Here is a 22,631-nt window from a genome sequence, read left to right on the forward strand (position 1 = left end):
CCCATGTAAGCATCGTCGGCAATGTCGGTCATAATACCTCCGGCGTAAGCAGCCTCAGCCTGCTTTTTAGCTTCTGCCGGATCCACTTTCGAAATCCGCAATGCAAGCCGGAGCCTGAGTGTATTGGCAAATTTGATCCATTTGTTTACATCACCTTTATAGATCAGGTCAAACTTTCCATAGGGAACTGCGGTCGTTTTGCCTTTGAGTACTGTGGTGGCCGCATCCAGTCTAACAAAGAAATCCTTGTAAATATCCGCCTGCGAATCGTATTTGATCGACAATGCAGGTGTTCCGGCAGCGGAATATGGAATCGGGCCGTAGTAGTCCGTAAGCCTGTGAAAGGCAAATACCCAGATCACATTGGCCAGCGCATATTCGGGAGAGCTCGGGTCTGTTTGCTCAAAAATGGTTTTCAGCTGTGGTACCACCTGGGTGTAAATCGGGTTCCAGTGACCTGTAAGCCAGTCAAACCGCATTGCATAACGATCTGTCGGAAAGTAAGTGGCAGAGGTAGCAAAGTACTGCGCGTACAAATCCGCAAAGAGGTTCTGCGCGATCTGGTATGTTCCGCTGGAATACGAAGCCTGCTGCTGTGCGCGGGAAAAGAGGAATGGAATCTCGCTGTCTGACAAAGTAGTGAGCTTTGTCTTGCTTGTATTCATTTCTTCAAAATCCCCGGTGCAAGCCTGCCCTATCCCGACGGTTGCAGCTATCAGGCCAATGCACGCTATCTTCTTATATTTTATATGTATTTTCATTTTGTAGCCTAATAATGATTTGTGATTAGAATCCCAGTTTCAGATTCAAGCCTATTGTTCTTGTCGAAGGCAGGTTACCATATTCTACACCCTGGAAATTACCTGCACCTAGGTTAACGTCCGGATCAAATGGCAGCTTTCTCTTGGCAACTCCCGGAATATCAAGGATCGCGTTGCCCCGGTAGATAAAGAAGAGGTTACGTGCAATGAACGAGATCCGCGCATTCTTGATAAAGAAGTTGGGACCAGTCGGGATATTGTAACCGAGTGAAAGCTCTCTCAAACGAACATTGGTAGTAGAATAGGTAAAGAATTCACCCCACGAGTACCGGCCACCCGACACCGTTGTCCAGAAATCCTCTGCTTTGATAGCCGACGTGTTGGATTCACGATCGCGTGTCACACCAGGCAACACCCAGCCGCCTTCCCTGTTGTTCGTTGTATATTCCGCATTTCCGTCAAAAGCCAGGTTAGCCTCAGTACCGGAAGTCATAACACCACCAAAACGACCGTCGATCAAAAAGCCTAACACAAAGTTTTTATAGCTGAACTGGTTGTTGAAACCCAGGGTAAATTTCGGATTGAAGTTACCTATGATCTCGTTGGTAGCAGTAACTACCGGACGGCCACCCCCATTGCCTTTACTATCCGGAGCAGTCACGATAAATGCGCCCGTTGTACTGTCTCGCGCCCATTTCTGCGCAACCAGATCTCCGTAGGAGCCGCCTTCTCTTACGATCGGGCTGGCAGTACGTCCGTAACCACCGGCCAATGCCGCCTCTTTGATGTCGGGGCTCAGCTTCACGATGGTGTTTTTGTTACGTGCAAAGTTCACGGTCATATCCCAGTTGAAGTTTGCGGTCCGTACCGGCTTGGCAGTAAGGGAAATCTCGACCCCTTTGTTATTGATTTTACCCGCATTGATAAACTGGAATGCAAATCCCGACGCAGGAGCAAGTGCCAGTTTAAGCAACTGGTTTACGGTATTGGAGTTGTAATAAGTTACGTCCAGTCCCAGGCGACCATCAAATGTGCGAAGGTCGATCCCGAATTCAGTTGAAGAAGAAATCTCCGGTTTCAGGTTTTCCGCCGGTTTTGTATCATCACGGGAAATAAAGCCCAGCTTGTCAGGTCCGCCGCCTTGTGAGAAGGTGTAGGTTTGAACCAGCTGGTAAGGATCTGTATCATTACCCACCTGTGCCCACGATCCCCGGATTTTCGCAAAGCTGATCCATTCGGGCAGCTGCATTGCATCAGAAAGAATAAGGTTCGCGCCGAAAGACGGATAGAAGTACGAGTAAGGTTTCGGCAATGTATATGACCAGTCGTTAAGCGCCGCCATATCTACAGTCAGGAAATCCTTGTAGGAAAGTGACGCAGTACCGAATACGTAATGCAACTCTTTCTCACTGAAATCAGCCCGCTGGGTTAAGGTAGTCGCGAATGAGAGATCAAACTTATTAGGCACGTTCAGCCCGTTTGCAAAACCACCAACCTGTGAAAAACGCTTGTAGGTTTGTCCCGCACCGAAGTTGTAAGTCAATGCAAAATCCTTTCCGATGTTATGGTTTCCGGAAACGATCAGGTCAAGGTTCTTTTCAGAGATATTGTTTGTAAAATCCTCATAAGATCCGCCAGTGCCTGCAAAAAGCAATGTCCTGTTGGCCCAGCTTCTTGAAATGCGGTCGTCGTACCTGTCAAAGCTGATCCTTCCCTGCACGTTCAGCCAGTCTGTAAGCTGGTATTTGGCAGAACCAAGGATAATGGTCCGGTTCCTTTTCTCGGTATTGGGCGTTTTATTGATTGTCCAGTATGGATTCATGTAAATGGAAGAAGTAGTCCAGTAAGTCGGATTTCCATTTTCATCCTGGTAATTCTTGTAAGTATTCAAATCAATGCTGCGAGGCACTTTGTACACGTTCATCACCGCGCCGCTTTCTTCTCCCGCGCGCGGCTTGTTATCAATTGTCTGGTTGGTGTACGTGATTTTGGCATCAGTTGAGAACTTTTTGCTGAACTGCGTGCCTATACGCAGGTTCAATGTGTGCCGGGTCAGTCCATTATTCGGGATAATCCCCTGGTTACTGTTGTGGGTGTAAGAGGTATAAGTCTGAACCTTGTCAGTTCCCGCAGAGATACCGATCGAGTTGTTCGTCGACACGCCTGTCCTGAAAAAATCCTTGATATTATCGGGATAAGCAGTAGCCGCTGCTCCCCAGCTCTGGCCTGCTTTCTCTGCGAAAATGCCCCCATTTCCTTGTCCATAGGTATTTTGAAGCTTGGGCAGGATGAATGGGTTTTCGATGACCACACCAGAGTTGATATTTGCTGAAACAGCACCTGCTTTACCCTTTTTAGTTGTGATCATAATGACCCCGTTGGCCGCGCGGCTACCATATAATGCAGATGCCGCCGCTCCTTTCAGCACGTTCATCGACTCAATATCGTCCGGATTAATGCTTGAAGCACCGTCACTTCCGTTAACACCACCAAAATCGCTTCCTACCTGCCCCTGCACCGTATTGTCGATCGGCACACCATCCACCACAAAAAGTGCATTGTTATTACCTGAAATCGAACGGTTTCCGCGCAAGGTAACACGCGTTGCAGAACCCGGACCACTTGCACCCTGCGTAATGACAATACCCGCCACTTTACCCGAAAGCGTATTTACAAAGTTGGCATCACGCACATCGGTAAGTTGCTTTCCGTCGATTTTCTGGGTTGCATAGGTAAGTGACTTGGCACTTCTTTCGATACCCAATGCAGTTACCACTACTTCTCCAAGGTTCCGTACATCCGGATCAAGGCTCACTGTAATGGTGCTCGTAGAACCGCTCACTGCTATTTCCTTTGAAGTGTAGCCCACCGAAGAAATGATCAGCGTAGAACCGGAGGCAACTGAGATAGAGAAATTACCTTCGGCATCTGTATTGGTACCACGGGTGGAGCCCTTAATGAGAATATTGGCCCCGGGCAGTCCTGCACCATTCTCATCATTCACTTTTCCGGTTATCTGCCGGTCCTGCGCGAATGCGGTGCAACAAAGAAATGCTACATGAACAAACGTCAGTAGCATTAACCGTAAATGTTTAGTCATAGATTTCGTTGGGTTTTTAAAATTTTTGAAATTTATATTCATTTCGAAACAATAGCAACATCTTCTGCAAAATTTAATTGTACTAAACTAATATTTTGAAATAATTTGCATTCCAGGCTCCAAAATAGCCTGATGCAGCGTCAGATAAAATTATATTTGTTAAAAGTACAGTTATAAAAAGTAAGAAAATTTGGCTGCGTGCTCGAAACACCAACGAACATTCGGCTTTATTGATATTGAGCAATGGACAGCTAAAAGCGAATGCCAGCTTGATGAGCGCACTATAACAACTGCATAGAAAAGCCTGTCAGAGGCTGCTTGAAGCGCCTTGATGAACTAGTATTATTGTAAGATCAAAGAAAGGTTAGCCAGCCGCGCTCGGGTTAATCGTATTTGCGCCAGCCACCCAGAACAGCTCCCGTAATGGCATAAACGAACACACTTACGCCACCGTCAATAAGCGCCAGCAGGAAAGGTTTGAGGGAAAAAAGATCTTTAACGATCGTGTCAAACAGGATGAAGACAATCCCGAAAAGTGAGCCGGTGAGAAAACCGCTCCAAACAGATTTTACGGGAATTTTGGTGAAGACCCAGGCCACTGTGTAGGCCGTGAAAGCGGAAGAAACAATACTTGCCAGATAAGGGGCAGGACTCGTGGCGGCTTTGATCTGCTCCATGGTAAAGCCATTTAAAGCGATCCACTTTTCAGAAAAGGCACTGTACCAAATCGGAGGAATAATTTGCCCTATCACTACGCACACCAGCACGGCCCAAAGATTGACAGATTGTTTTCTCATATTAAAATTGAGTGTGTTATTCAGTCATCGAATGGAACTCCCGAGCCCAAATATAAAAAGGATTAACAATTAGTTGTGCTTTTTATTTAGAGGATATAACAAAATTGATATTCCGCTTCAAACCCTCAAATTTCGCCCTTTTCACAGGCGACCGTTTGAAAATTTCTTTAAACACTTCCTCCGTTATTTCCTGCCAGTCGCTCATTTTAAATCCTGCCAAAGTTTCCGGCAAATCAAAAGCAGGTGTCGAATGCGGCTTTGAAAAACGGTTCCAAGGACATACATCCTGACAGATATCACAGCCGAATATCCAGTTCTCAAACTTGCCCGCTACATCCTGCGGGATCGCCTCTTTCAGCTCTATCGTGTAGTAGCTGATGCATTTGCTGCCGTCAACAACGAAAGGTTCAGTAATCGCATCGGTCGGACAAGCGTCAATGCAGCGGGTGCAGGTTCCGCAGTAATCCTGCACAGGACCATCGGGCGCGAGTTCAAGGTCACAAATGATTTCACCGATAAAGAAAAAGCTGCCCATTTCGCGGTTCAGCAGGTTGGAATGCTTTCCTACCCAGCCCAGTCCGCTCTTAGCTGCCCAGGCTTTATCCATTACCGGCGCAGAATCCGTGAATACGCGTCCATTTACCTCGCCTACTTCCTCACTGATCGCGAGCATCAGTTGCGACAGCTTTTCCTTTAATACATAATGGTAGTCTGTTCCGTAGGCGTACTTGGAAATTTTGAGGTCTTCGTCTCCCTGCGGAAGCTGCTTTTCAGGATAGTAATTCAGGAGCACGGAAATGACGCTTTTTGCACCGTCGACCAGCTTGCGTGGGTCAAGCCGCTTGTCAAAATGGTTGGCCATGTAACCCATTTGTCCATTCCGGCCTTTGCTGAGCCAGCTTTCGAGCCGAGGTGCTTCCCCTTCCAGAAACTCCGCCCGGGAGATCCCACAGAAGTCGAAGCCGATTTCTTTCGCCTTCATTTTCACGAACCCACTCCTTTCCTGGCTTACTAGATCTGCGCTGGTCATCTTGCAAATTTACAAATTGATTGTAAAATGCCATCTTGTCAGTATTTTAGCTCTGGCAAACTAATTTACTAAAATTGGTGCATTGTATAAGTCACGTTATTATTAAGAATTATGCCTGAAAACACAGATTTCAACATAGATCAAGACAAAAATTACGAAATGAACGAGGAAAATGTGCCATTGGAAACTGACAGCACAGCAACTGGTGAAAACAATGAAATTTCCAATTCGGTACCGCTTGACAATGCAGGACAGGAAATAAAAAATGATGCGCCTGCACAGGAGACTGACCCGCTGGCAGCTGCAAAAACAGAGATTGCCGAGCTGAAAGATAAGTACCTGCGTCTGTATGCCGATTTTGAGAATTTCCGCAGAAGAACGGCAAAGGAAAAACTTGAAATGATTTCAGGAGCCGGCGCTGATATGGTAAAGCTCATCCTCCCGATCGTGGACGATTTTGAACGTGCCAAAGTTTCATTTGACTCTTCTACGGATGTGGAAGCTTTAAAGGAAGGCGTGGATTTGATTTACAATAAATTGTTTAAGGCACTGGAATCAAAAGGTTTGAAGCCGATGACTTCCAAAGGGGAAGTTTTCGATGCGGAGATCCACGAATCCATCGCACAGTTCCCTGCACCTTCCGATGAACTGAAAGGCAAGGTGATTGATGAAATAGAAAAAGGATATTACTTAAATGACAAGGTCATACGCTACGCGAAAGTGATAGTAGGGGCTTAGTTAGCCGCGTAAAAGATACATTAGCACAAAATAATGGCAAAGAAAAGAGACTATTACGAGGTACTGGGCGTAGACAAGCAAGCTACTGCGGATGACATCAAAAAGGCTTATCGCAAGCTTGCGATCAAGTTTCACCCCGATAAGAACCCCGACGATCCGACTGCGGAAGACAAGTTCAAGGAGGCAGCAGAAGCATACAGTATCCTGAGCGACGAGAACAAGCGCGCCAGGTACGATCAGTTCGGTCACGCGGGTGTAGGCGGAGCGAGCGGCGGCGGAGCTGGTGGTTTCGGTGGCGGTGGATTTACAATGGACGATATTTTCTCCCAGTTCGGGGATATATTCGGAGATAGCAGCCCGTTTGGCGACATTTTTGGTCGTGCAGGCGGAGGCGGTGGCCGCCGTGTGCGCAAAGGTTCAGACCTGCGCATTAAGCTCAAACTGAACCTGGAAGAAGTCGCAAACGGTGTTGAGAAGAAAATAAAGGTGAAACGCCACGTTACCTGCAATACCTGCGGTGGAAACGGAGCTAAAAACGGAACATCGCTCACCAATTGCAATGGCTGTAACGGAACCGGCCAGGTGCGTAAGGTAGTAAGTACCATGCTCGGACAAATGGTTTCTACGAGTACTTGTCCAACTTGTAATGGAGACGGCAAGATCATCAGCGAGCGCTGTGATTCATGTGCAGGAGAAGGAAGGCTGTTGCAGGACGATCTGATTACATTGAATATCCCGGGCGGCGTGGCAGAGGGAATGCAGCTTTCCATGTCGGGCAAAGGTAATGTACCAGCACGCGGTGGAATGGCGGGCGACCTGCTGATTGTAATCGAGGAAGAAGAAGATGCAGCACTGAAACGCGACGGTAATAATGTCGTATTCGATATGCACCTGAGCTTCATCGACGCTGCATTGGGTACCTCGGTTGAAATTCCGACCATTGACGGCAAAGCCAGGATCAATGTAGAGTCAGGCACGCAGGCGGGTAAAATCCTTCGGTTGAAAGGAAAAGGTATCAAAGACCTGAATGGATACGGAAAAGGCGATCAGCTGGTTCATATCAACGTATGGACACCACAACAACTATCGTCTGACGAACGTGAAACACTGGAATCCCTGCGCCACTCGCCTAACTTCCAGCCAAAGCCGGGCAAGAACGAGAAAGGATTTTTTGATAAAATGAAAGATTTCTTTCATTGATATAAATACCTGAATGATACGAGCCGCTTCTTCCGGGAGGCGGCTCTTTTTGTTACTGGTGCCCCGCTTCTAAAAATTCAAACTGCCGTAACATCAATTAGCCTGGTTGCGGATACTTTTGTTGTTCAGCATTCATTATTATGAAAAAAACACTCTTATCTCTATTGATCACATCCGCCGCTTTCCAGCTGCATGCACAATCCGCAAACGAACTTACTATAGCAACTTACAACGTGAGTATGGAAGCGGAGAATTACTTCCCCCGCGGAACAAAAGGACTTTCAGAACAAATCCTGGTGAAAGAACTGGCCTCCGGCAATAACCAGCAGATCAGGAATATTGCGAGGATCATCAAAACCGTGCGGCCTGACATTATTCTGCTCAATGAATTTGATTATGTAAAAGACGGAACCACCAGTGTGGGCGCATTCATCAATAACTATCTGAAAACTGACTCAGATGGGGTGAAGGGGATCGATTATCCATACTACTATTATTCAACAGTAAATACAGGACAGCCCAGCCCGTTCGATCTGGATGGAAATGGCAGAGCGGAACAATTCGGAGCCGATGCCTGGGGTTTCGGTAATTACCCGGGCCAATATGGAATGGCGCTGCTCTCGCGACACCCGATAGACGAAGCGCAGGTAAGAACTTTCCAGCATTTCAAATGGAAAGATATGCCGGGCGCATTGAAAACGACAAAACCAGATGGAAGTGACTGGTATTCGGCAGAAGCGTGGGCTCAGTTTCCGCTTTCATCAAAATCGCATTGGGATATTCCCGTAAAGGTTGGCGGAAAAACCATTCACGTACTTGCCAGCCACCCCACCCCACCTTCTTTTGACGGCCCCGAAGACCGGAATGGAAAGCGCAACCACGATGAAATCCGCTTCTGGAAGGATTATATCAGTGGCCGAGGGTATATCTATGATGATAAAGGCAAAAAGGGAGGATTGGGGGCGAATACTTCGTTTGTGATCCTGGGAGATCAAAATGCGTCACCTGATGAAGGCAATGCGATCGGCGAAGGAATACGCGCATTGCTCAATGACCCGAAGATCAACAACGAGCTGCCTCCCGCAAGTAAAGGCGGTGCCGAACATAGTGCAGGCAATGCATTTGCCAAAAACCACACAGCCTTCTGGCGAATGCGCGCAGATTATGTACTTCCATCCAAAATTGGATTTAAGATCATCGACAGCGGTGTATTCTGGCCTGCGAAAGGTGAACCTATGGCCGAATTAGTCGAAAAAAGAGAATCCAGCTCCGATCACCGTTTGGTATGGGTGAAATTGAAGCTGGATTAGCCCTTCGACTGCGCTAGTTTGCACTACTGCCCTCCGTACATATTAAATGCGGCCAGGTGTTTTTGGAATACCTGCTCGTACTTTTTAGCGGCGGTTTCCTGTTTGGCTTCGCGGCATTCCTGAACGATGATTTGCAGAATGTACAAGTAAACATTGCTGTCGCGGCGACGGGTGGTTCCGTTGTCTTTGGCCCATGTAAGTACTTCGTCGGCGCGGGTAACCATGGTGTCTGCTATTTTCAATGCGCGGCTTGTTTCTCCCAAATCAAATAACGGACCAATAAAGTTGGCCGAGAACTGATCGTATGGGATGCTCTTATCCGGCATTGTAGCCAATGATTTGTCGATTGCTTTCTTAGCTTCGGCTTTGCGGCCGTCGGCGAGCAATTGTCCAGCCAACCGCAGGAATGCGATACGTGCAGTGGCAACCGGTGATCCGAGGTATGTATTGTCGTAGTAAGTGTTCGGATTATCAAGCTCGCGCCAGAACATCTTGTTCATCAGGTTGTCGTACATCACATCCGCATTCACGTAGCCGTCGCTTGCACCAGGCACTTTCACGGGAAGCAATCTGTATGCATAACCTTCCAGCTGCATGTACTCTTTCAGGTTCAGATAGCTCGATCCGCCTAAGGTTGAAGAGAAGTAGATCGGTCTTTTCCAGTCATTTGTCGCGATGATATCAAGCATAATCAGATCTGATTTATACAAATCCCCTTTACCAATTGTCCAGCTGATAGAATCGCTTACAAACGGTACCAGGTCAGATTTGATGATATTCATCTTCTTCACTGCATCTGCATTCACTGGCAGAAACAGTACCGATGAAGGCAGGATTGAAGTCATATCTCCACTTGTCAGCGGCACCTGAATTGCTTTATTTTCCTGTTTAACAAGTCCAAGGTACTCTTTCAGGTTGATACCGTTTTTCACACTTGGTATTTCGTAGAAAGGAACGATATCGTTTTTACCAAAAGCATAATTGCTCTTGTCCAAAGAAATAGGAAGCGCCTCAGACAAATACGTTTTACGTTTCATCTGATCGATATACCAGTCGGTACCCAGCAAGCTGAGGTTACAAACACGAACATCGGTACGGAATCCCTCTACTTCCTGCACATACCACAACGGGAATGTATCGTTATCGCCGCCTGTAAACAGGATCGCATTCGGGGCGCAGGAGTTGAGCAGGTTTTTGGCAAAATCCACTGAATGGTATCGGTGGCTGCGGTTGTGATTATCCCAACCTTTGGCCACCATAATAACAGGAACTACCATTGCAACACCCGTGGCAGCAATCGCCCGGGTGGAAGGATTACCAACAAACTTGCTGATTGCATCTGCAATGGCGAGCACGCCAAAGCCGATCCAGATACAGAAAATATAGAAAGAACCTACGTAAATATAGTCACGCTCACGCGGCTCGGTCGGCGGAGAATTGAGGTAAACCACCAGCGCGACGCCGGTTAGAATGAACAATAATCCTAATACGAGCAAGTCGCGTTTTTGCCGGAAATACATCATAACAATACCAAACAAACCGAGCAGGAATGGCAGCATGAAGAAGTTATCGTGCGCTTTATTATTCTCGATCGGCTCGGGATATTTCTTGCTGATATCCCATGGAAGCAGGTTTCCTGCACCTTCTTCATCACTTTCACGACCTACGAAGTTCCAAAGGAAATAGCGCCAATACATGTGACCGATCTGGTAAGAGAACATAAATGAAAGATTATGTCCCATAGTCGGCTTCTGTCCCTCAGCAAGGCCGGTCAGCTGCTGGTAAAGTTGCGGGTGACCTGGCTGGGTACTGTACATACGCGGCAGCAGCATGCTGCTACCTGGCTCGTATTCATATTCCGGACGATAGTCATAAATGGCGTACTTTCCATTTTGCTTGCGGTACATAGGCGCGCCGCGTTTCTGGCTTACCGGACGGGACACAAATGATGGTCCGTAAAGCAGCGGGCGGCTTCCGTATTGCTCCCTTTTCAGATAGGAAACAAAGCTCAGTACGTCATTTGGATTGTTCTCATTAATTGGCGGGTTGTACTCGGCACGTACCAGTACCATCAGGTAACTCGCATATCCGATCAATACAAAAGCAAGTGAAAGCAAACCGGTATTGAGCAACACATTACCTTTTTGATGCGAATACCGGATCCCCCAGATCAGACTGCCCAGGAAGATGATGATGAAGAATATAACACCGGATTTATAAGGTAAGCCCAGTGAGTTAACAAAGAAGATCTCGAATTTACCCGCAACGCTCGGCAGTCCGGGAATGATACCAGAATTGATGATACCCAATATCACCAAACCACCCATAAAGGCCATTATACCTCCAAAAAGGCTTGTTTTAGGAAACTTCTTGAAATAGTAAACCAATGCAAGCGCCGGGATAGTAACCAGGTTAAGCAAATGGACACCAATGGAAAGGCCAACCAGGTAGGCGATCAGGATCAGCCAGCGGTTTTCGGCAGCCGGATCTTCCACGCGCTCCCATTTGGAAACAGCCCAGATCACGATCGCGGTAAAAAACGAAGACATACCATAAACCTCCGCCTCCACTGCTGAGAACCAGAATGAATCGGACCAGGTATAAGCCAGTGAGCCGACAGCCGCTGCACCCAATACCAGGATCAGGTCGCCTGTAGTCATTTCATTTTCAGACTTCGAAATGAACTTGCGTGCAAGCAGGGTAATTGTCCAGAACAAAAACAGGATCGTCAACGCACTGCTTAGCACAGATACCATATTCACCCAAAAGGCAACGCTGGTCAGGTCACCAAATGCAAACAGCGAGAACAGGCGGCCTATTAAAAGAAAAAAGGGTGCTCCCGGAGGGTGAGGCACCTGTAATTTAAACGCACAGGCGATGAACTCGCCGCAGTCCCAAAAGCTGGCAGTTCGTTCAACGGTAAGTGCGTAGGTGATGAAGGCAATTGCGAATACAATCCAACCCGCAATGTTGTTGGAACGGTTGAAACGGGTCATCTGAGAGATGGTAAATTAAAAAATATGATATGCAAAATGTGCTAAAATGGTAACGCTGCCTAAACAGTTTTATCAACGATTGGCCAAAAATAGCAAAATAACCAGAAGGTAAAGTCCCTTACTCTCTTAAAAAGTGTTAAGAATTACTTGTAGAAAATCCATTTTGCCAGCTCTTTGTAAGTCACCTTTTTCCCGTACATCAGAATACCTACGCGGTAGATCCGCGCGGCCAGCCAGGTGGTTGCCATAAAGCCCAGGACGAGCAAAACCATCGATAATGCGATCTCCCAGGCAGGCACGCCGAACGGGATCCGCACCATCATGATGATCGGGGAGGTAAATGGAATAATGGAGGTCCAGAATGCGAGACTTCCGTCAGGATCGCGGAGTACAAACTGGGCAAAAACAAATGAGAAAATGATCGGCAAGGTAATAGGCAGCATGAACTGCTGGGTATCCGCATCGTTATCCACCGCTGCTCCCACTGCGCCAAAAAGCGCGCTGTAAAGCAAGTACCCGCCCAGGTAGTAAAACAAAAAGCAACCCAGAATGAGCGGAATATTCAAGCTGTTCACAGCACCCAGCACTTCTGCCACGGGATTTTCCACATTGTTGCCAGGCATATTCTGGTTGGGCATTCCCTTCTGTACTTTCTCCATTTGCTGCTGCATTTCCACAGCGTCTTTTGGTATCTGATTGCTCAAAACGGCCGAGGTGGCGCTTGTAAGTGCAGTTGTAAGCAAGATCCAGAGTACAAACTGCGTCAGGCCCACCAGCGCCACGCCGATGATTTTACCTAACATCAGTTGAAATGGCTTGACTGAGGAAATGATCACCTCAACAATGCGGCTCGTTTTTTCCTCTGTAATGCCGCGCATGACCTGCGTTCCATAAATAAAAACGGACATGTAGATCAGAAATGCGCAGATTCCTCCGATGACTGTCGCCGCGCCCGAGCTGCTGGTCTTCTCCCCTTCTTCACTCAGACTGATGGTTTCCGAGCTGACATTCACGCGTGAATCTTCCAGGATTTTGTGAGTAATCCCCGCCTCTGAAAGCTTGATATCTTCAATTTGCTTCTCAATCACCTTTTCTATCTCGGATTTGAGATCCATGCTCACGTTTTTGGCAGCATATATCCTCACCGATTTCGGGGATTTGATCACATTCTCCGGAATGTAAACCAATGCATTGGCCTCAGCTTTTCTGAAACTGACTTTCGCTGAGTCGAGATTACCCTCTATAAAGCTGAACTTCAATGCTTCCGAGTCTTTGAACTCATTGCGAAACAGACCACTTTCGTCAAGTACCTGTATCGTTTTTGTGTCAACCGAGCCGATCGCGACCCAGAACACAACTGCATAAAAGCCCACGAAAAGCAGCGGGCCCAGCAATGTCATGATTAGAAACGATTTCTTTTTGACACGGACGAGGTATTCTCTTTTTATGACAAGGAAAATATTGCGCATTGGGAAGAAAGTTAGGATTGATTAAGCAGATCAGGACTCGGGTATCTCATTGATAGACCGCATAAAAATATCGCTCATACTTGGGATATTCTCTCCGAAGGATCGGATCTCTACATTTGGTAAGAGACTGGCCAGCAATGCATTCGGACTTTTATTTTCGCCAATATGAATGGTGGCTCGCCGGTAGTCATTTTCAACTTCTTTGTCCGCTGAAATCTCATAAAGTCCCTCCAACCCGGACAGGGATCCCCGGTATTCCACGAAGTAGGTATTTGTTTTAAATTGCTCTTTGATTTCCCTTTTCGGCCCGTCAAGTATTTTTTTTGATTTATGAATCAATGCAATGTGATCGCAAAGCTCTTCAACGGTCTCCATCCGGTGTGTGGAGAAAATGATTGTGCAGCCTTTCTGTTTGAGTTCGAGGATTTCGTCACGGATCAGATTAGCATTAATGGGATCAAAGCCGGAGAAAGGTTCGTCGAGAATGATCAGATCGGGCTCGTGCAAAACAGTTGACACAAACTGGACTTTCTGCTGCATTCCTTTCGAAAGGTCGGACACACTCTTGTCCCACCACGTTTTAATATCAAATTTAACAAACCAGGATTTCAGCTTGTCCATTGCTTCTTTTTGGGACAAACCTTTCAGTTGCGCCAGGTATAGCAGCTGGTCCCCTACTTTCATTTTCTTATACAAACCCCTTTCCTCAGGCAGGTAACCGATTCTGGAAATGTGCTTATCGCCCAATAGTTCTCCGTCAAAGAGGATTTCGCCTTTATCGGGCCCTGTAATCTGGTTGATGATGCGGATCAGTGAAGTTTTCCCTGCTCCATTTGGGCCAAGCAGTCCGAAGATCTTTCCGCGTGGAATGGAGATACTTACATTGTCAAGCGCCACGTGGTTGGCATATTCCTTGGTAACGTTTCTGACTTCTATGATATTCATTTGCTGAGAATCCGTGGTTAGGCACCAAAAAGTGCAAAGTAGAGGGGTAATATTAAAGTTACAAGCATAAACCGTATTTTGGTGACCAGCGGTAAAAATAAAAAAGCGGGCGGAGTACCGCTCGCTTTTTCGATTCGAAGCTACCTGAAATTTCAGATCACATATTTCTCTCTGATCTGGAACAAGACCCAGAACCCAAGTACTGCGCCGATGATCGCGCCAAGTAAGGAAAGTTGTATTAGATTACTGACAACCCCTACCAAAACTGCATAGTAAAGCAAGTTCCAGCCTGCGCGTTTCCTAGCCCGCAATGGACTAAACGCCATCAAGTACATAATAAGGGTGAGTATACCTAATGCAATACTGAGGTAGAAGTTAAAACCAATTCCTGCCGGCACCGCGCCGAGGCCCAATGCAGCACTTCCTATACCAAAAGCAGTGACTAGGCCAAATACGGCAAGAATGGACAGAATGAGAATAAAGTAAGGTCCGTATTGAACGAGAAACTCCTTTACGCCTTCTGAGAAGGGCGGAAATTTGCCGAGGAAGATAGGTTCAAGTTCCTTTTCAAGAGGTAGTTTTGATTCCATGAGGGGCGATTTTATGGTTGAAAGAGATAAATAAATCTACTCAGATTCCCTGCAAACCTAACGCCCCAATCTTTAACGTGCAGGTATTGTTTAGCCAGCGGTTGCTCCATTATCAAATACCTATTGACCGGCTCCTGCTTAATCCTCCGGATAAGGTACGAACACAAAACCTGAAAATTCGCCGATCAATGCAAACAGGCAGCAGTATTCGTCCGCATTCTTAAAGTTTTCGGTAAATAGCAGTACCGATTCTTCCCCGATCAGCTTGCGATCTACAAACTCCTGCATATAAGAGGCTCGATAGCTGAACCTGTTTGAAAGTTCCTGTGCATCAATGAGCAATGCGCCGATGTGCAGCTCATTGTTTGTTACCACAAAAATCGGAAAATCCGAAAATCCGCGTTTACGGATCTGGTAAGAAGCCTCCTTCAACTGGTCAGCCACTTTTACAAAATCCTCTGATATATGCCCCATCAGCTTCTGATTCAATTCCGGAGAATTGGCATCATCCATCAAGGCATTTTCGTTACTGTTGTTGATCATTTCTTTTTAAATACTTCGGCAGTCGGCAGTCAGCCATCGGCTTTTTGATTTTACTTTGGCTTTTGGCTCTCGGCCTTTTTATACTTTATTTAAATCTCCACAGGTTCTAAAAGCCGACAGCCAATTGCCGACAGCCGATAGCCCCTTCACATTCTCGCAGCCAGCAACAACGTTAAATCCTTGTACCTCATGTTGAAGCTTCGGGCGATATGTGAGTTGGTGAGTGTGCCTTTGTGACAGTAAACTCCCTTCATAAACCACCGGTTTGCATAAATCATTTCCTCAATGCCCCCGATTGTGCCGGTTTGCAGCAAAAAAGGTAAAAATACATTGCTCAATGCAGTACTGGCCGTGTGTGCCACGCGCGATGGAATGTTCGGGACACAGTAATGGATGACGTCATTATACTTAAAAATCGGGTTTTTATGCGTTGTCATCCGCGATGTTTCAAAGGAGCCGCCCTGATCAATACTTACATCAATGATCACCGAGCCTGCCTTCATTTTCGAGACCATTTCTTTGGTAACCACCAGCGGGCTCAACCCGTTTTCAGCCCGCATCGTGCCGATCACCACATCCGCCCGGCCAATCGCCTCCGCAAGTATATCTGAGTCAATAATGGATGTATAAAGGTTCTGACCGATCGAATATTTCAGTCTTTGTAACCTGTAAATGTGTTTGTCAAAAACTTTTACGTCAGCCCCCACGCTGATGGCAGCACGCGTCGCATATTCGGCTACGGTACCTGCGCCCAGGATCACGATCTTGGTTGGGGGAACACCCGTAATCCCACCCAGGATAATCCCACGACCGCCATTTGGGGTTGAGAGGTACTCGGCTGCTATCAGAAGAACTGTACTGCCGGCAATTTCCCCCATGGCGCGGATAATCGGTTTCCCTCCTACTTTATCCTCGATCAGTTCGTAGCCGATGCCGGTAATTTTCAGCTCGTTCAGCTTTTCAAAATATTGCTTTTCCAGCGCAGGCAGGTTAAGCGCCGAAATGACGGTGGTACCGGGTTTTACATATCTGAATTCACCATCTACCAGTGGCTCAATTTTGAGGATCACCTTGGCCTGATATACCTCTTCCGGAGTCTGCACGATTTTCGCACCAGCTTCACTATACTCATGATCAGAAAGGTTCGCTCCTTTTCCCGCGTCTTTCTCAACCCACACCTCGTGACCATTTCTGACCAGTATACCTACCGCGTCGGGTGTTAATGCAATCCGGTTTTCCTGCAGTGAAACTTCCCTGGGCAGACCTATGTGCAATGCATTCTGATCTTTCCGAACAGCCATTAATGACTCCTGGGGATATAATATCGACTGCTTGGCCAGCTCTTCGAAGCCGGTAATCTGTGATTGCGCCATTGAACGAAGAAAGTGAAACTAAATCCGGTATGTGTTATTCTTAAATCCTCTTTACTTGTAATATTCTCGTGCCACTTTCGTCTGCGCGAAGGTCGATAAGCAGGTAATGTTCCGGCCAGAGGGACCCGATCATTCCCGGCCATTCCACGAAGCAGAATGAGCCTGAATCGAAATACTCTTCAATCCCCATATCCATTGCTTCCGTCTCGTCTTTAATCCGGTAAAAATCAAAATGATAGACGGTACCCTTGCCTGCTGCATACTCGTTTACGAGCGAGAACGTGGGACTTTGTACGTGTGACTGAACGCCTAAATACTTACAGATTGCTTTGATCAATGTCGTTTTGCCAGCTCCCATGTGACCTTCAAAAAGCCACACCGGCGTATCCTTTCCCAATTGCATCAGTTCCGAGGATACCTGCTCCAACTCCTCCAACTTGTTGAACCGTATTGTTACTGGCTGATTGCTCATTTCACAAAAATAAACATTTTGGAGGAACCAGGCGTATAATGTGTATCGAAGGATAACCTTAAAAGCAAAAAACCGGAGGTACTATCTGCCTCCGGTTTGCTTTTCTAAATACCCTGCTTACACCCGCCATTCTTTTTGCATTGCTCTTCCAAGCAGCTTGTCGGCTTCCTTATCTTTTACAAAGTTTTCCTTCTGCGGGTCCCATTTTAACGACCGGCCCAGTCTATATGCGATGTTCCCAATGTTGCAGACACTCGCAGTCCGATGACCGACTTCCACGTCGCAAATCGGCGGCTTGCGCGACCTGATTGCGTCGATGAAATCCTGGTAATGATTTGTACTGACATATACATCTGACGCACCTTCTGGAAAAGCTTTATCTTTCAAAGGCTCCGGCGTGGTTTTCAGCTCGCCTCTTGCAACAAATACCTCTCCCTCGGTTCCGACAAAGTGGCAATGCTGCTTTCCTTCCATGGGCCGGTGAATTACTTCCGTGCCATTTGCATATTTATAAACCAGCCCTTTTTGCGGATCTGAATAAATGAGCTCCACCGGGCCGCTGCTATCCATATTCAGCCCCCATTGCGCAATATCAAACATATGTGCGCCCCAGTCCGTCATGCCGCCCCCGCCGAATTCATCATAATTCCGCCAGGTCGGCCAGAACTTGGCGTCCATAGCAGGCGCGAGCTGGTTGTTATAGGGTCGCTCGACTGTATTTGGCCCCATCCACATATTCCAGTCTAATCCTACTGGCGGTGTTTCGGCTTGCAGGTCCCACGGTTTAGGTGGGCCGCCTACATTCACATACACTTTCTCGACCTTCCCAATCGCACCACTGCGCACGAGCTGCACTGCCTTTGTAAATTCCGGCGAAGAACGTTGCATACTCCCGGTCTGAAATACACGGTTGTGTTTCCTGGTTGCATCCACCATCGCCCTGCCCTCCCTCACGGTAAGCGACAGCGGTTTTTCGCAGTAAATATCTTTTCCTGCTTTTGCAGCCAGCACCGCCATGGAAGCATGCCAGTGATCCGGCGAGGCGATTACTACAGCATCAATGTCTTTATCGGAAAGAATCTGGCGGAAATCTGAATGCGCTTTGGTAGCGTTATAATCAGCTTTTCCGGTTTTTTCCGCATAGGATTTGTTAGCAGCTGCCACAAATGTTTCCAGCTTGACCGGGTAAACATCGGAGGCCGCAGTCACCTGTACTTCGGGCAATGCAATGAAGCGATTGCGTAGTCCATTCGCCTGGCGGCCGCAGCCGATAAAGCCGAATACAATCTTGTCGCTCGGCGCGGTGAAGCCTTTTCCCAAAACGTGCCGCGGCACAATCATGAACGAGGAGATAGCCGCCCCGGCTTTCAGAAAGTCCCGGCGGTTCAGACGTGATACATTCATATTTTTCAACTAAAATATCCTGAATGAAAGTAAAATAAAGCGTGAAGTCAGTAATTCTACTGAAAACGTCGTCTTTGTAAATGGTACGCCGATTGCTATTCTATTCCTAACATTAAAGACCATGATTGAAGCTCTTTCCCGCCGTGATTTCCTGATCAAAAGCACCCTTGCCGGCAGTGCTGTCCCATTGCTTTCAGCGGACGCATTTTCAGCAAAGCCGGCTGTCAATGCAGATCCGATAAAGGTTAATATTTTCTCCAAACACCTCCAATTCCTGAATTATCAGGATATGTCCGAAGCTGCGAAAGAAATGGGTTTCGATGGGATTGACCTGACAGTGCGCCCGAAAGGTCACGTACTTCCCGAAAAAGTGGAAACTGACCTGCCGCTGGCCGTCGAGGCAATGAAAAAAGCCGGCTTTTCTCCTTTGCTGTTTTGCACAGCCGTAGAGAATGCGACCAATCCGACGGACAAAAAGCTACTGGAAACTGCGGCCAAGCTCGGTTTCAAGTATTACCGGATGAATTGGTATAAATACAATGACCAGAAAACAATTCCGCAACTGCTGGAAGAATACCAGGGAAAAATGGCCGGATTGAGCCAGCTGAACGAACAGCTGGGACTGACTGGCTGCTACCAAAACCATGCAGGAAGAATGGTCGGCGCTTCCATGTTCGAGATCTGGCAGATCCTGCAAAAAGCCAATCCTAAAACTATGGGCGCACAGTATGATATCCGCCACGCGACGCTGGAAGGCGGACTTTCCTGGCAAACGGGCTTCAATCTGATCCGTCCTAGTATCAGGACGATCGTACTGAAAGATTTTATGTGGGAAAAAACCAATGGGAAATGGGGGCCAAAGAATGTGCCGCTGGGCGAGGGTATGGTCGATTTCTAAACCTATTTCAAATTGTTGAAAGAACACAAAGTGGATGTACCAATCTGCCTTCACCTTGAATATCCGCTTGGTGGCGCTGATCAGGGTGCATTCCAAATCACCGTCGACAAGAAGGTCGTTTTCGACGCAATGAAAAGAGATCTGGCCCGGGCCAAACAGCTGTGGGCAGAAGCTTAAAGCGCTACTCTGGCGGCGTGAAGTTACATTTGCATTAAGTCTAACTATTTAAATGATATGTCTTCAAAAATTCTGAATGTCGGGTTGATAGGTTTCGGATTATCGGGACGCTATTTCCATTCGCCTTTTCTGAGCACGAATCCGGGTTTTAAAATCAAAACCGTTGTTGAAAGAAGCAAGAACGAAGCCCAGGCTTTTGACCCCGAAATCGGCAATGCACGCTCGGTGGACGAGCTGCTGAGCGACGAATCCATAGACCTGGTTTTCATCTGCACCCCCAATGAAACCCATTTCCCTTACGCAATGGACGCGCTGGAAAATGGCAAACACGTCGTCATAGAAAAACCGTTTGCAGCTACCGAAGATGAAGCCAGACAACTTTTCGAGCTCGCCGAGAAAAAAGGGCTGGTACTCACCGCCTATCAGAACCGCAGATGGGATTCTGATTTTCTGACCGTCAAAAAGCTCATTTCGGAAGGAAAACTGGGTGATATCATCGAATTTGAAAGCCACTACGACCGCTACCGCGAAGTGGTCCCGACAGAATCCTGGAAAGAGAAGAGCGTACCTGTGGGCGGCAACCTGTATAACCTCGGGCCGCATTTGATCGACCAGGTATTGGTACTCTTTGGTGAGCCGGAAACTGTTACTGCCGAGATACGCACGGTACGGCCGCATTCCGAAATCGATGACTACTTTGATATTCGCCTGGGCTATAAAGACAAGCTGGTTATCGTGAAATCCAGCCTGATGATTTACGAAAATCACCTGCGTTACGTGCTGCACGGCACCAAAGGTTCATTCATTAAAGGCGGACTAGACCCTCAGGAGGAAACTTTGAGAAAAGATATCCTGCCCACAACGCAGCCCTGGGGCGTAGAACCCGAAGATCGCTGGGGCAAATTATACAGTAACGATTTTACCGGCGTAATAGAAAGTGAGCCAGGGGATTATGCGCCATTTTACCAGAATGTATATGACGCGATCGTATACAATGCAGAGCTTGCTGTGAAGCCGGAAGAAATCCTGCGGACTACGCGAGTGATCGATCTGGCCGCGCAAAGCAGCCGGGAAAAGAAGGTTTTACAATTTTAGTAATACCCTGAAACAAGAAATGGCAGCCTCAAACCGGGCTGCCATTTTTATACTTGATCAACAAATTTATACTATTTTACTACCGCAGTTACCTGACGTTTTGTCTCTGTTGAGATCGCGAAAGGCTTTGTAGATACTTCGTTTCCGTTGCTGATAACGAAACTGTAGTTTCCGTCAGCAAGGTTTGAAAGGTCAAATATTTTTGAGAAGTTTTCTGATTTTGGAAGTGAGGTGCTGTAAACAGTTTCTCCGCTGAAATTCTTGATAGATAAAGAAGATCTTTCTTTTACGTTTTCCAGAGTCAGTTTGAATTTCAATTCGCTGTTAGAAACAAGTTCAATCGAAGCATTGTTTTCTTTTGCTTTGTCCGCAGCTACTGAAAAGTTTGCAGTTGATACTCCCACCAATACTGCAATTGCTAAAAATGTCTTTTTCATTTTACTTAATGTTTAAAGTCTTTAATAATTGTACTTTTTATATTTTCAATCTTTTACTATCACTGCACTAGTCAATAATTAAGTTTTTGGCTGATGCTTAACCGTTTTGACAATTCAAAGGTAGCTGGATCGCGCATTAAAAGTCAATAGACTGATTTTGAGTTGATGAAAGTTCTTTTCGCTGTTATCTATTAATATTAGAATAGTTATATGTTTCTAATGAAAGTACAACAAGTCGTTTGAAATTTGACAGATAACTGTAAATAGTACAATTGTCTTCTTGTTGTACTATTCTTTGAATTTGCAGGAGATATAAATTTTCGGTTGCCACGAAGACACGAATGGACACGAAGGTTAAGTGGCTGCATTCGTGTGCCTTCATGTCTTCGTGGCAAAAAAGGTTAAAGTAATTTGCCGCCATTCCCGTCTACCTCATTGGTAATACCTTTTTCCAACGCTTGTCTCAGAAAAAACCAAATATCATCCAGACCGTCGCTGCGTACAGTAAGCAGTTAATGGGATTCATCCGTCAGCGTGTGAATTCCGATGAGGACGCGGAGGATATTTTGCAGGATGTATGGTACCAGCTGAGCAGCGTACCCGAAGTTGAGGCGATCGAGCAGGTTGGAAGCTGGTTGTACCGGGTAGCTAGAAACCGCATTATAGACAAGTACCGGAAGCAAAAGCCCGATTTTCTGGAAGATTACGGGTATGAAGACGAAGACGGCGAGTTTAATTTCAAGGAAATTCTGCTGGCCGACGACAACTCGCCGGAGACAGCTTACCTGAAAGAGGTCTTCTGGGAGCAGCTCACGATTGCATTGGAAGAGCTGCCCGAGAACCAGCGACAGGTTTTTATCTGGAATGAAATGGAAGACCAGACTTTCCAGGAGATTTCGGATCGCACCGGAGAAAATATCAAGACTTTGATTTCCCGAAAAAGATATGCAGTCCGCCACTTGCGTGAGCGGCTTGAAACAGTTTACCGGGAGTTTGTAAATTACTAAATTTGTCAACCATGAATAAGCGCAATATGAGAGGAAGGCGGCTTGCATTTTTATTCCCTGTTTTTGCCCTGTTTGCCGCATTGCTGCTGGGCGCGGCAGTGAAGTTCCTGTGGAATGCAACACTGCCTATGCTCCTGGATGTAAACGAGATCAGCTACTGGCAGGCAGTTGCGCTACTGGTATTGTGCCGGATATTGTTCGGAAACTTTGGCAGACCGGGAGGTGGCGGGCCCTCGCGCTGGGGCAGGTGGAACCGCGAGAACGGACCTTCTCGTTTTGGCGAGTGGCG

General features: G+C 46.9%; 20 protein-coding genes and 1 pseudogene. 8 read left to right on the forward strand and 13 right to left on the reverse strand.

The window, feature by feature from the left end; genetic code table 11:
- From ACTIE6_RS21490 to queG, 4 genes are all read right to left on the reverse strand, one after another.
- A partial coding sequence (locus ACTIE6_RS21490; protein WP_439558586.1) for a SusD/RagB family nutrient-binding outer membrane lipoprotein occupies positions 1-761 on the reverse strand: 761 nt, incomplete at its 3' end.
- Between the two features lie 25 nt (positions 762-786).
- Complete coding sequence (locus tag ACTIE6_RS21495; RefSeq protein WP_439558587.1) at positions 787-3,861, reverse strand: SusC/RagA family TonB-linked outer membrane protein; 3,075 nt, start codon at positions 3,859-3,861, stop codon at positions 787-789.
- Between the two features lie 383 nt (positions 3,862-4,244).
- Complete coding sequence (locus ACTIE6_RS21500; protein WP_439558588.1) at positions 4,245-4,658, reverse strand: DUF1761 domain-containing protein; 414 nt, start codon at positions 4,656-4,658, stop codon at positions 4,245-4,247.
- An 82-nt stretch (positions 4,659-4,740) separates the two neighbouring features.
- Positions 4,741-5,688 (reverse strand): tRNA epoxyqueuosine(34) reductase QueG, encoded by a 948-nt coding sequence (gene queG / locus ACTIE6_RS21505; protein WP_439558589.1) that lies wholly within the window; start codon positions 5,686-5,688, stop codon positions 4,741-4,743.
- A gap of 111 nt (positions 5,689-5,799) precedes the next feature.
- Here queG and ACTIE6_RS21510 point away from each other — a divergent pair, with 111 nt between their 5' ends.
- The 3 genes from ACTIE6_RS21510 to ACTIE6_RS21520 all read left to right on the forward strand — a co-directional run bounded on the left by ACTIE6_RS21510 (position 5,800) and on the right by ACTIE6_RS21520 (position 8,936).
- A complete protein-coding gene (locus tag ACTIE6_RS21510; protein WP_439558590.1) occupies positions 5,800-6,426 on the forward strand; it encodes a nucleotide exchange factor GrpE in 627 nt (208 codons plus the stop codon).
- A 33-nt stretch (positions 6,427-6,459) separates the two neighbouring features.
- Positions 6,460-7,626: a molecular chaperone DnaJ gene (gene dnaJ / locus ACTIE6_RS21515; protein WP_439558591.1), complete on the forward strand. Its 1,167-nt coding sequence runs from the start codon at positions 6,460-6,462 to the stop codon at positions 7,624-7,626.
- Positions 7,627-7,766: 140 nt separating this feature from the next.
- Complete coding sequence (locus tag ACTIE6_RS21520) at positions 7,767-8,936, forward strand: endonuclease/exonuclease/phosphatase family protein (RefSeq protein ID WP_439558592.1); 1,170 nt, start codon at positions 7,767-7,769, stop codon at positions 8,934-8,936.
- Between the two features lie 23 nt (positions 8,937-8,959).
- Here the strand turns inward: ACTIE6_RS21520 and ACTIE6_RS21525 are convergent, their stop codons facing one another.
- From ACTIE6_RS21525 to ACTIE6_RS21560, 8 genes are all read right to left on the reverse strand, one after another.
- Positions 8,960-11,932, reverse strand: coding sequence for a glycosyltransferase family 117 protein (locus ACTIE6_RS21525; RefSeq protein WP_439558593.1), 2,973 nt, complete (start codon positions 11,930-11,932; stop codon positions 8,960-8,962).
- Between the two features lie 143 nt (positions 11,933-12,075).
- A complete protein-coding gene (locus tag ACTIE6_RS21530; protein ID WP_439558594.1) occupies positions 12,076-13,401 on the reverse strand; it encodes an ABC transporter permease in 1,326 nt (441 codons plus the stop codon).
- A gap of 30 nt (positions 13,402-13,431) precedes the next feature.
- Entirely contained in the window at positions 13,432-14,346 is a 915-nt protein-coding gene (locus ACTIE6_RS21535; protein WP_439558595.1) for an ABC transporter ATP-binding protein, read from the reverse strand.
- Between the two features lie 152 nt (positions 14,347-14,498).
- On the reverse strand, positions 14,499-14,936 hold the full coding sequence (locus ACTIE6_RS21540; protein WP_439558596.1) for a hypothetical protein: 438 nt from the start codon (positions 14,934-14,936) through the stop codon (positions 14,499-14,501).
- 138 nt (positions 14,937-15,074) lie between these two features.
- Positions 15,075-15,479, reverse strand: a complete 405-nt coding sequence (locus ACTIE6_RS21545) for a hypothetical protein (RefSeq protein WP_439558597.1) — start codon at positions 15,477-15,479, stop codon at positions 15,075-15,077.
- Positions 15,480-15,625: 146 nt separating this feature from the next.
- Entirely contained in the window at positions 15,626-16,852 is a 1,227-nt protein-coding gene (locus ACTIE6_RS21550) for an alanine dehydrogenase (RefSeq protein WP_439558598.1), read from the reverse strand.
- 40 nt (positions 16,853-16,892) lie between these two features.
- Positions 16,893-17,324 carry a tRNA (adenosine(37)-N6)-threonylcarbamoyltransferase complex ATPase subunit type 1 TsaE gene (tsaE, locus tag ACTIE6_RS21555; protein ID WP_439558599.1) on the reverse strand — a complete coding sequence of 144 codons (432 nt, stop codon included), beginning with the start codon at positions 17,322-17,324 and terminating at the stop codon, positions 16,893-16,895.
- 117 nt (positions 17,325-17,441) lie between these two features.
- Complete coding sequence (locus ACTIE6_RS21560) at positions 17,442-18,728, reverse strand: Gfo/Idh/MocA family protein (RefSeq protein ID WP_439558600.1); 1,287 nt, start codon at positions 18,726-18,728, stop codon at positions 17,442-17,444.
- Positions 18,729-18,849: 121 nt separating this feature from the next.
- Between ACTIE6_RS21560 and ACTIE6_RS21565 the strand changes: the two genes are divergently transcribed.
- From ACTIE6_RS21565 to ACTIE6_RS21575, 3 genes are read left to right on the forward strand one after another with little or no spacing between them, the layout of a single operon-like run.
- Positions 18,850-19,626 carry a sugar phosphate isomerase/epimerase family protein gene (locus tag ACTIE6_RS21565; RefSeq protein WP_439558601.1) on the forward strand — a complete coding sequence of 259 codons (777 nt, stop codon included), beginning with the start codon at positions 18,850-18,852 and terminating at the stop codon, positions 19,624-19,626.
- A 15-nt stretch (positions 19,627-19,641) separates the two neighbouring features.
- Positions 19,642-19,803: a hypothetical protein gene (locus tag ACTIE6_RS21570; protein ID WP_439558602.1), complete on the forward strand. Its 162-nt coding sequence runs from the start codon at positions 19,642-19,644 to the stop codon at positions 19,801-19,803.
- A gap of 57 nt (positions 19,804-19,860) precedes the next feature.
- Positions 19,861-20,898: a Gfo/Idh/MocA family oxidoreductase gene (locus tag ACTIE6_RS21575; RefSeq protein ID WP_439558603.1), complete on the forward strand. Its 1,038-nt coding sequence runs from the start codon at positions 19,861-19,863 to the stop codon at positions 20,896-20,898.
- 71 nt (positions 20,899-20,969) lie between these two features.
- Here ACTIE6_RS21575 and ACTIE6_RS21580 read toward each other — a convergent pair whose 3' ends face one another.
- Positions 20,970-21,335, reverse strand: coding sequence for a hypothetical protein (locus ACTIE6_RS21580; protein ID WP_439558604.1), 366 nt, complete (start codon positions 21,333-21,335; stop codon positions 20,970-20,972).
- A 458-nt stretch (positions 21,336-21,793) separates the two neighbouring features.
- Here ACTIE6_RS21580 and ACTIE6_RS21585 point away from each other — a divergent pair, with 458 nt between their 5' ends.
- Both ACTIE6_RS21585 and ACTIE6_RS21590 read left to right on the forward strand, forming a co-directional pair.
- Positions 21,794-22,342, forward strand: a complete 549-nt coding sequence (locus tag ACTIE6_RS21585; protein WP_031525807.1) for an RNA polymerase sigma factor — start codon at positions 21,794-21,796, stop codon at positions 22,340-22,342.
- An 11-nt stretch (positions 22,343-22,353) separates the two neighbouring features.
- Positions 22,354-22,631: pseudogene (locus ACTIE6_RS21590) on the forward strand (hypothetical protein); the annotation flags it as partial.

Origin of the sequence: Dyadobacter sp. (assembly GCF_051859145.1) — a bacterium.
Taxonomy (GTDB): Bacteria; Bacteroidota; Bacteroidia; order Cytophagales; family Spirosomataceae; genus Dyadobacter.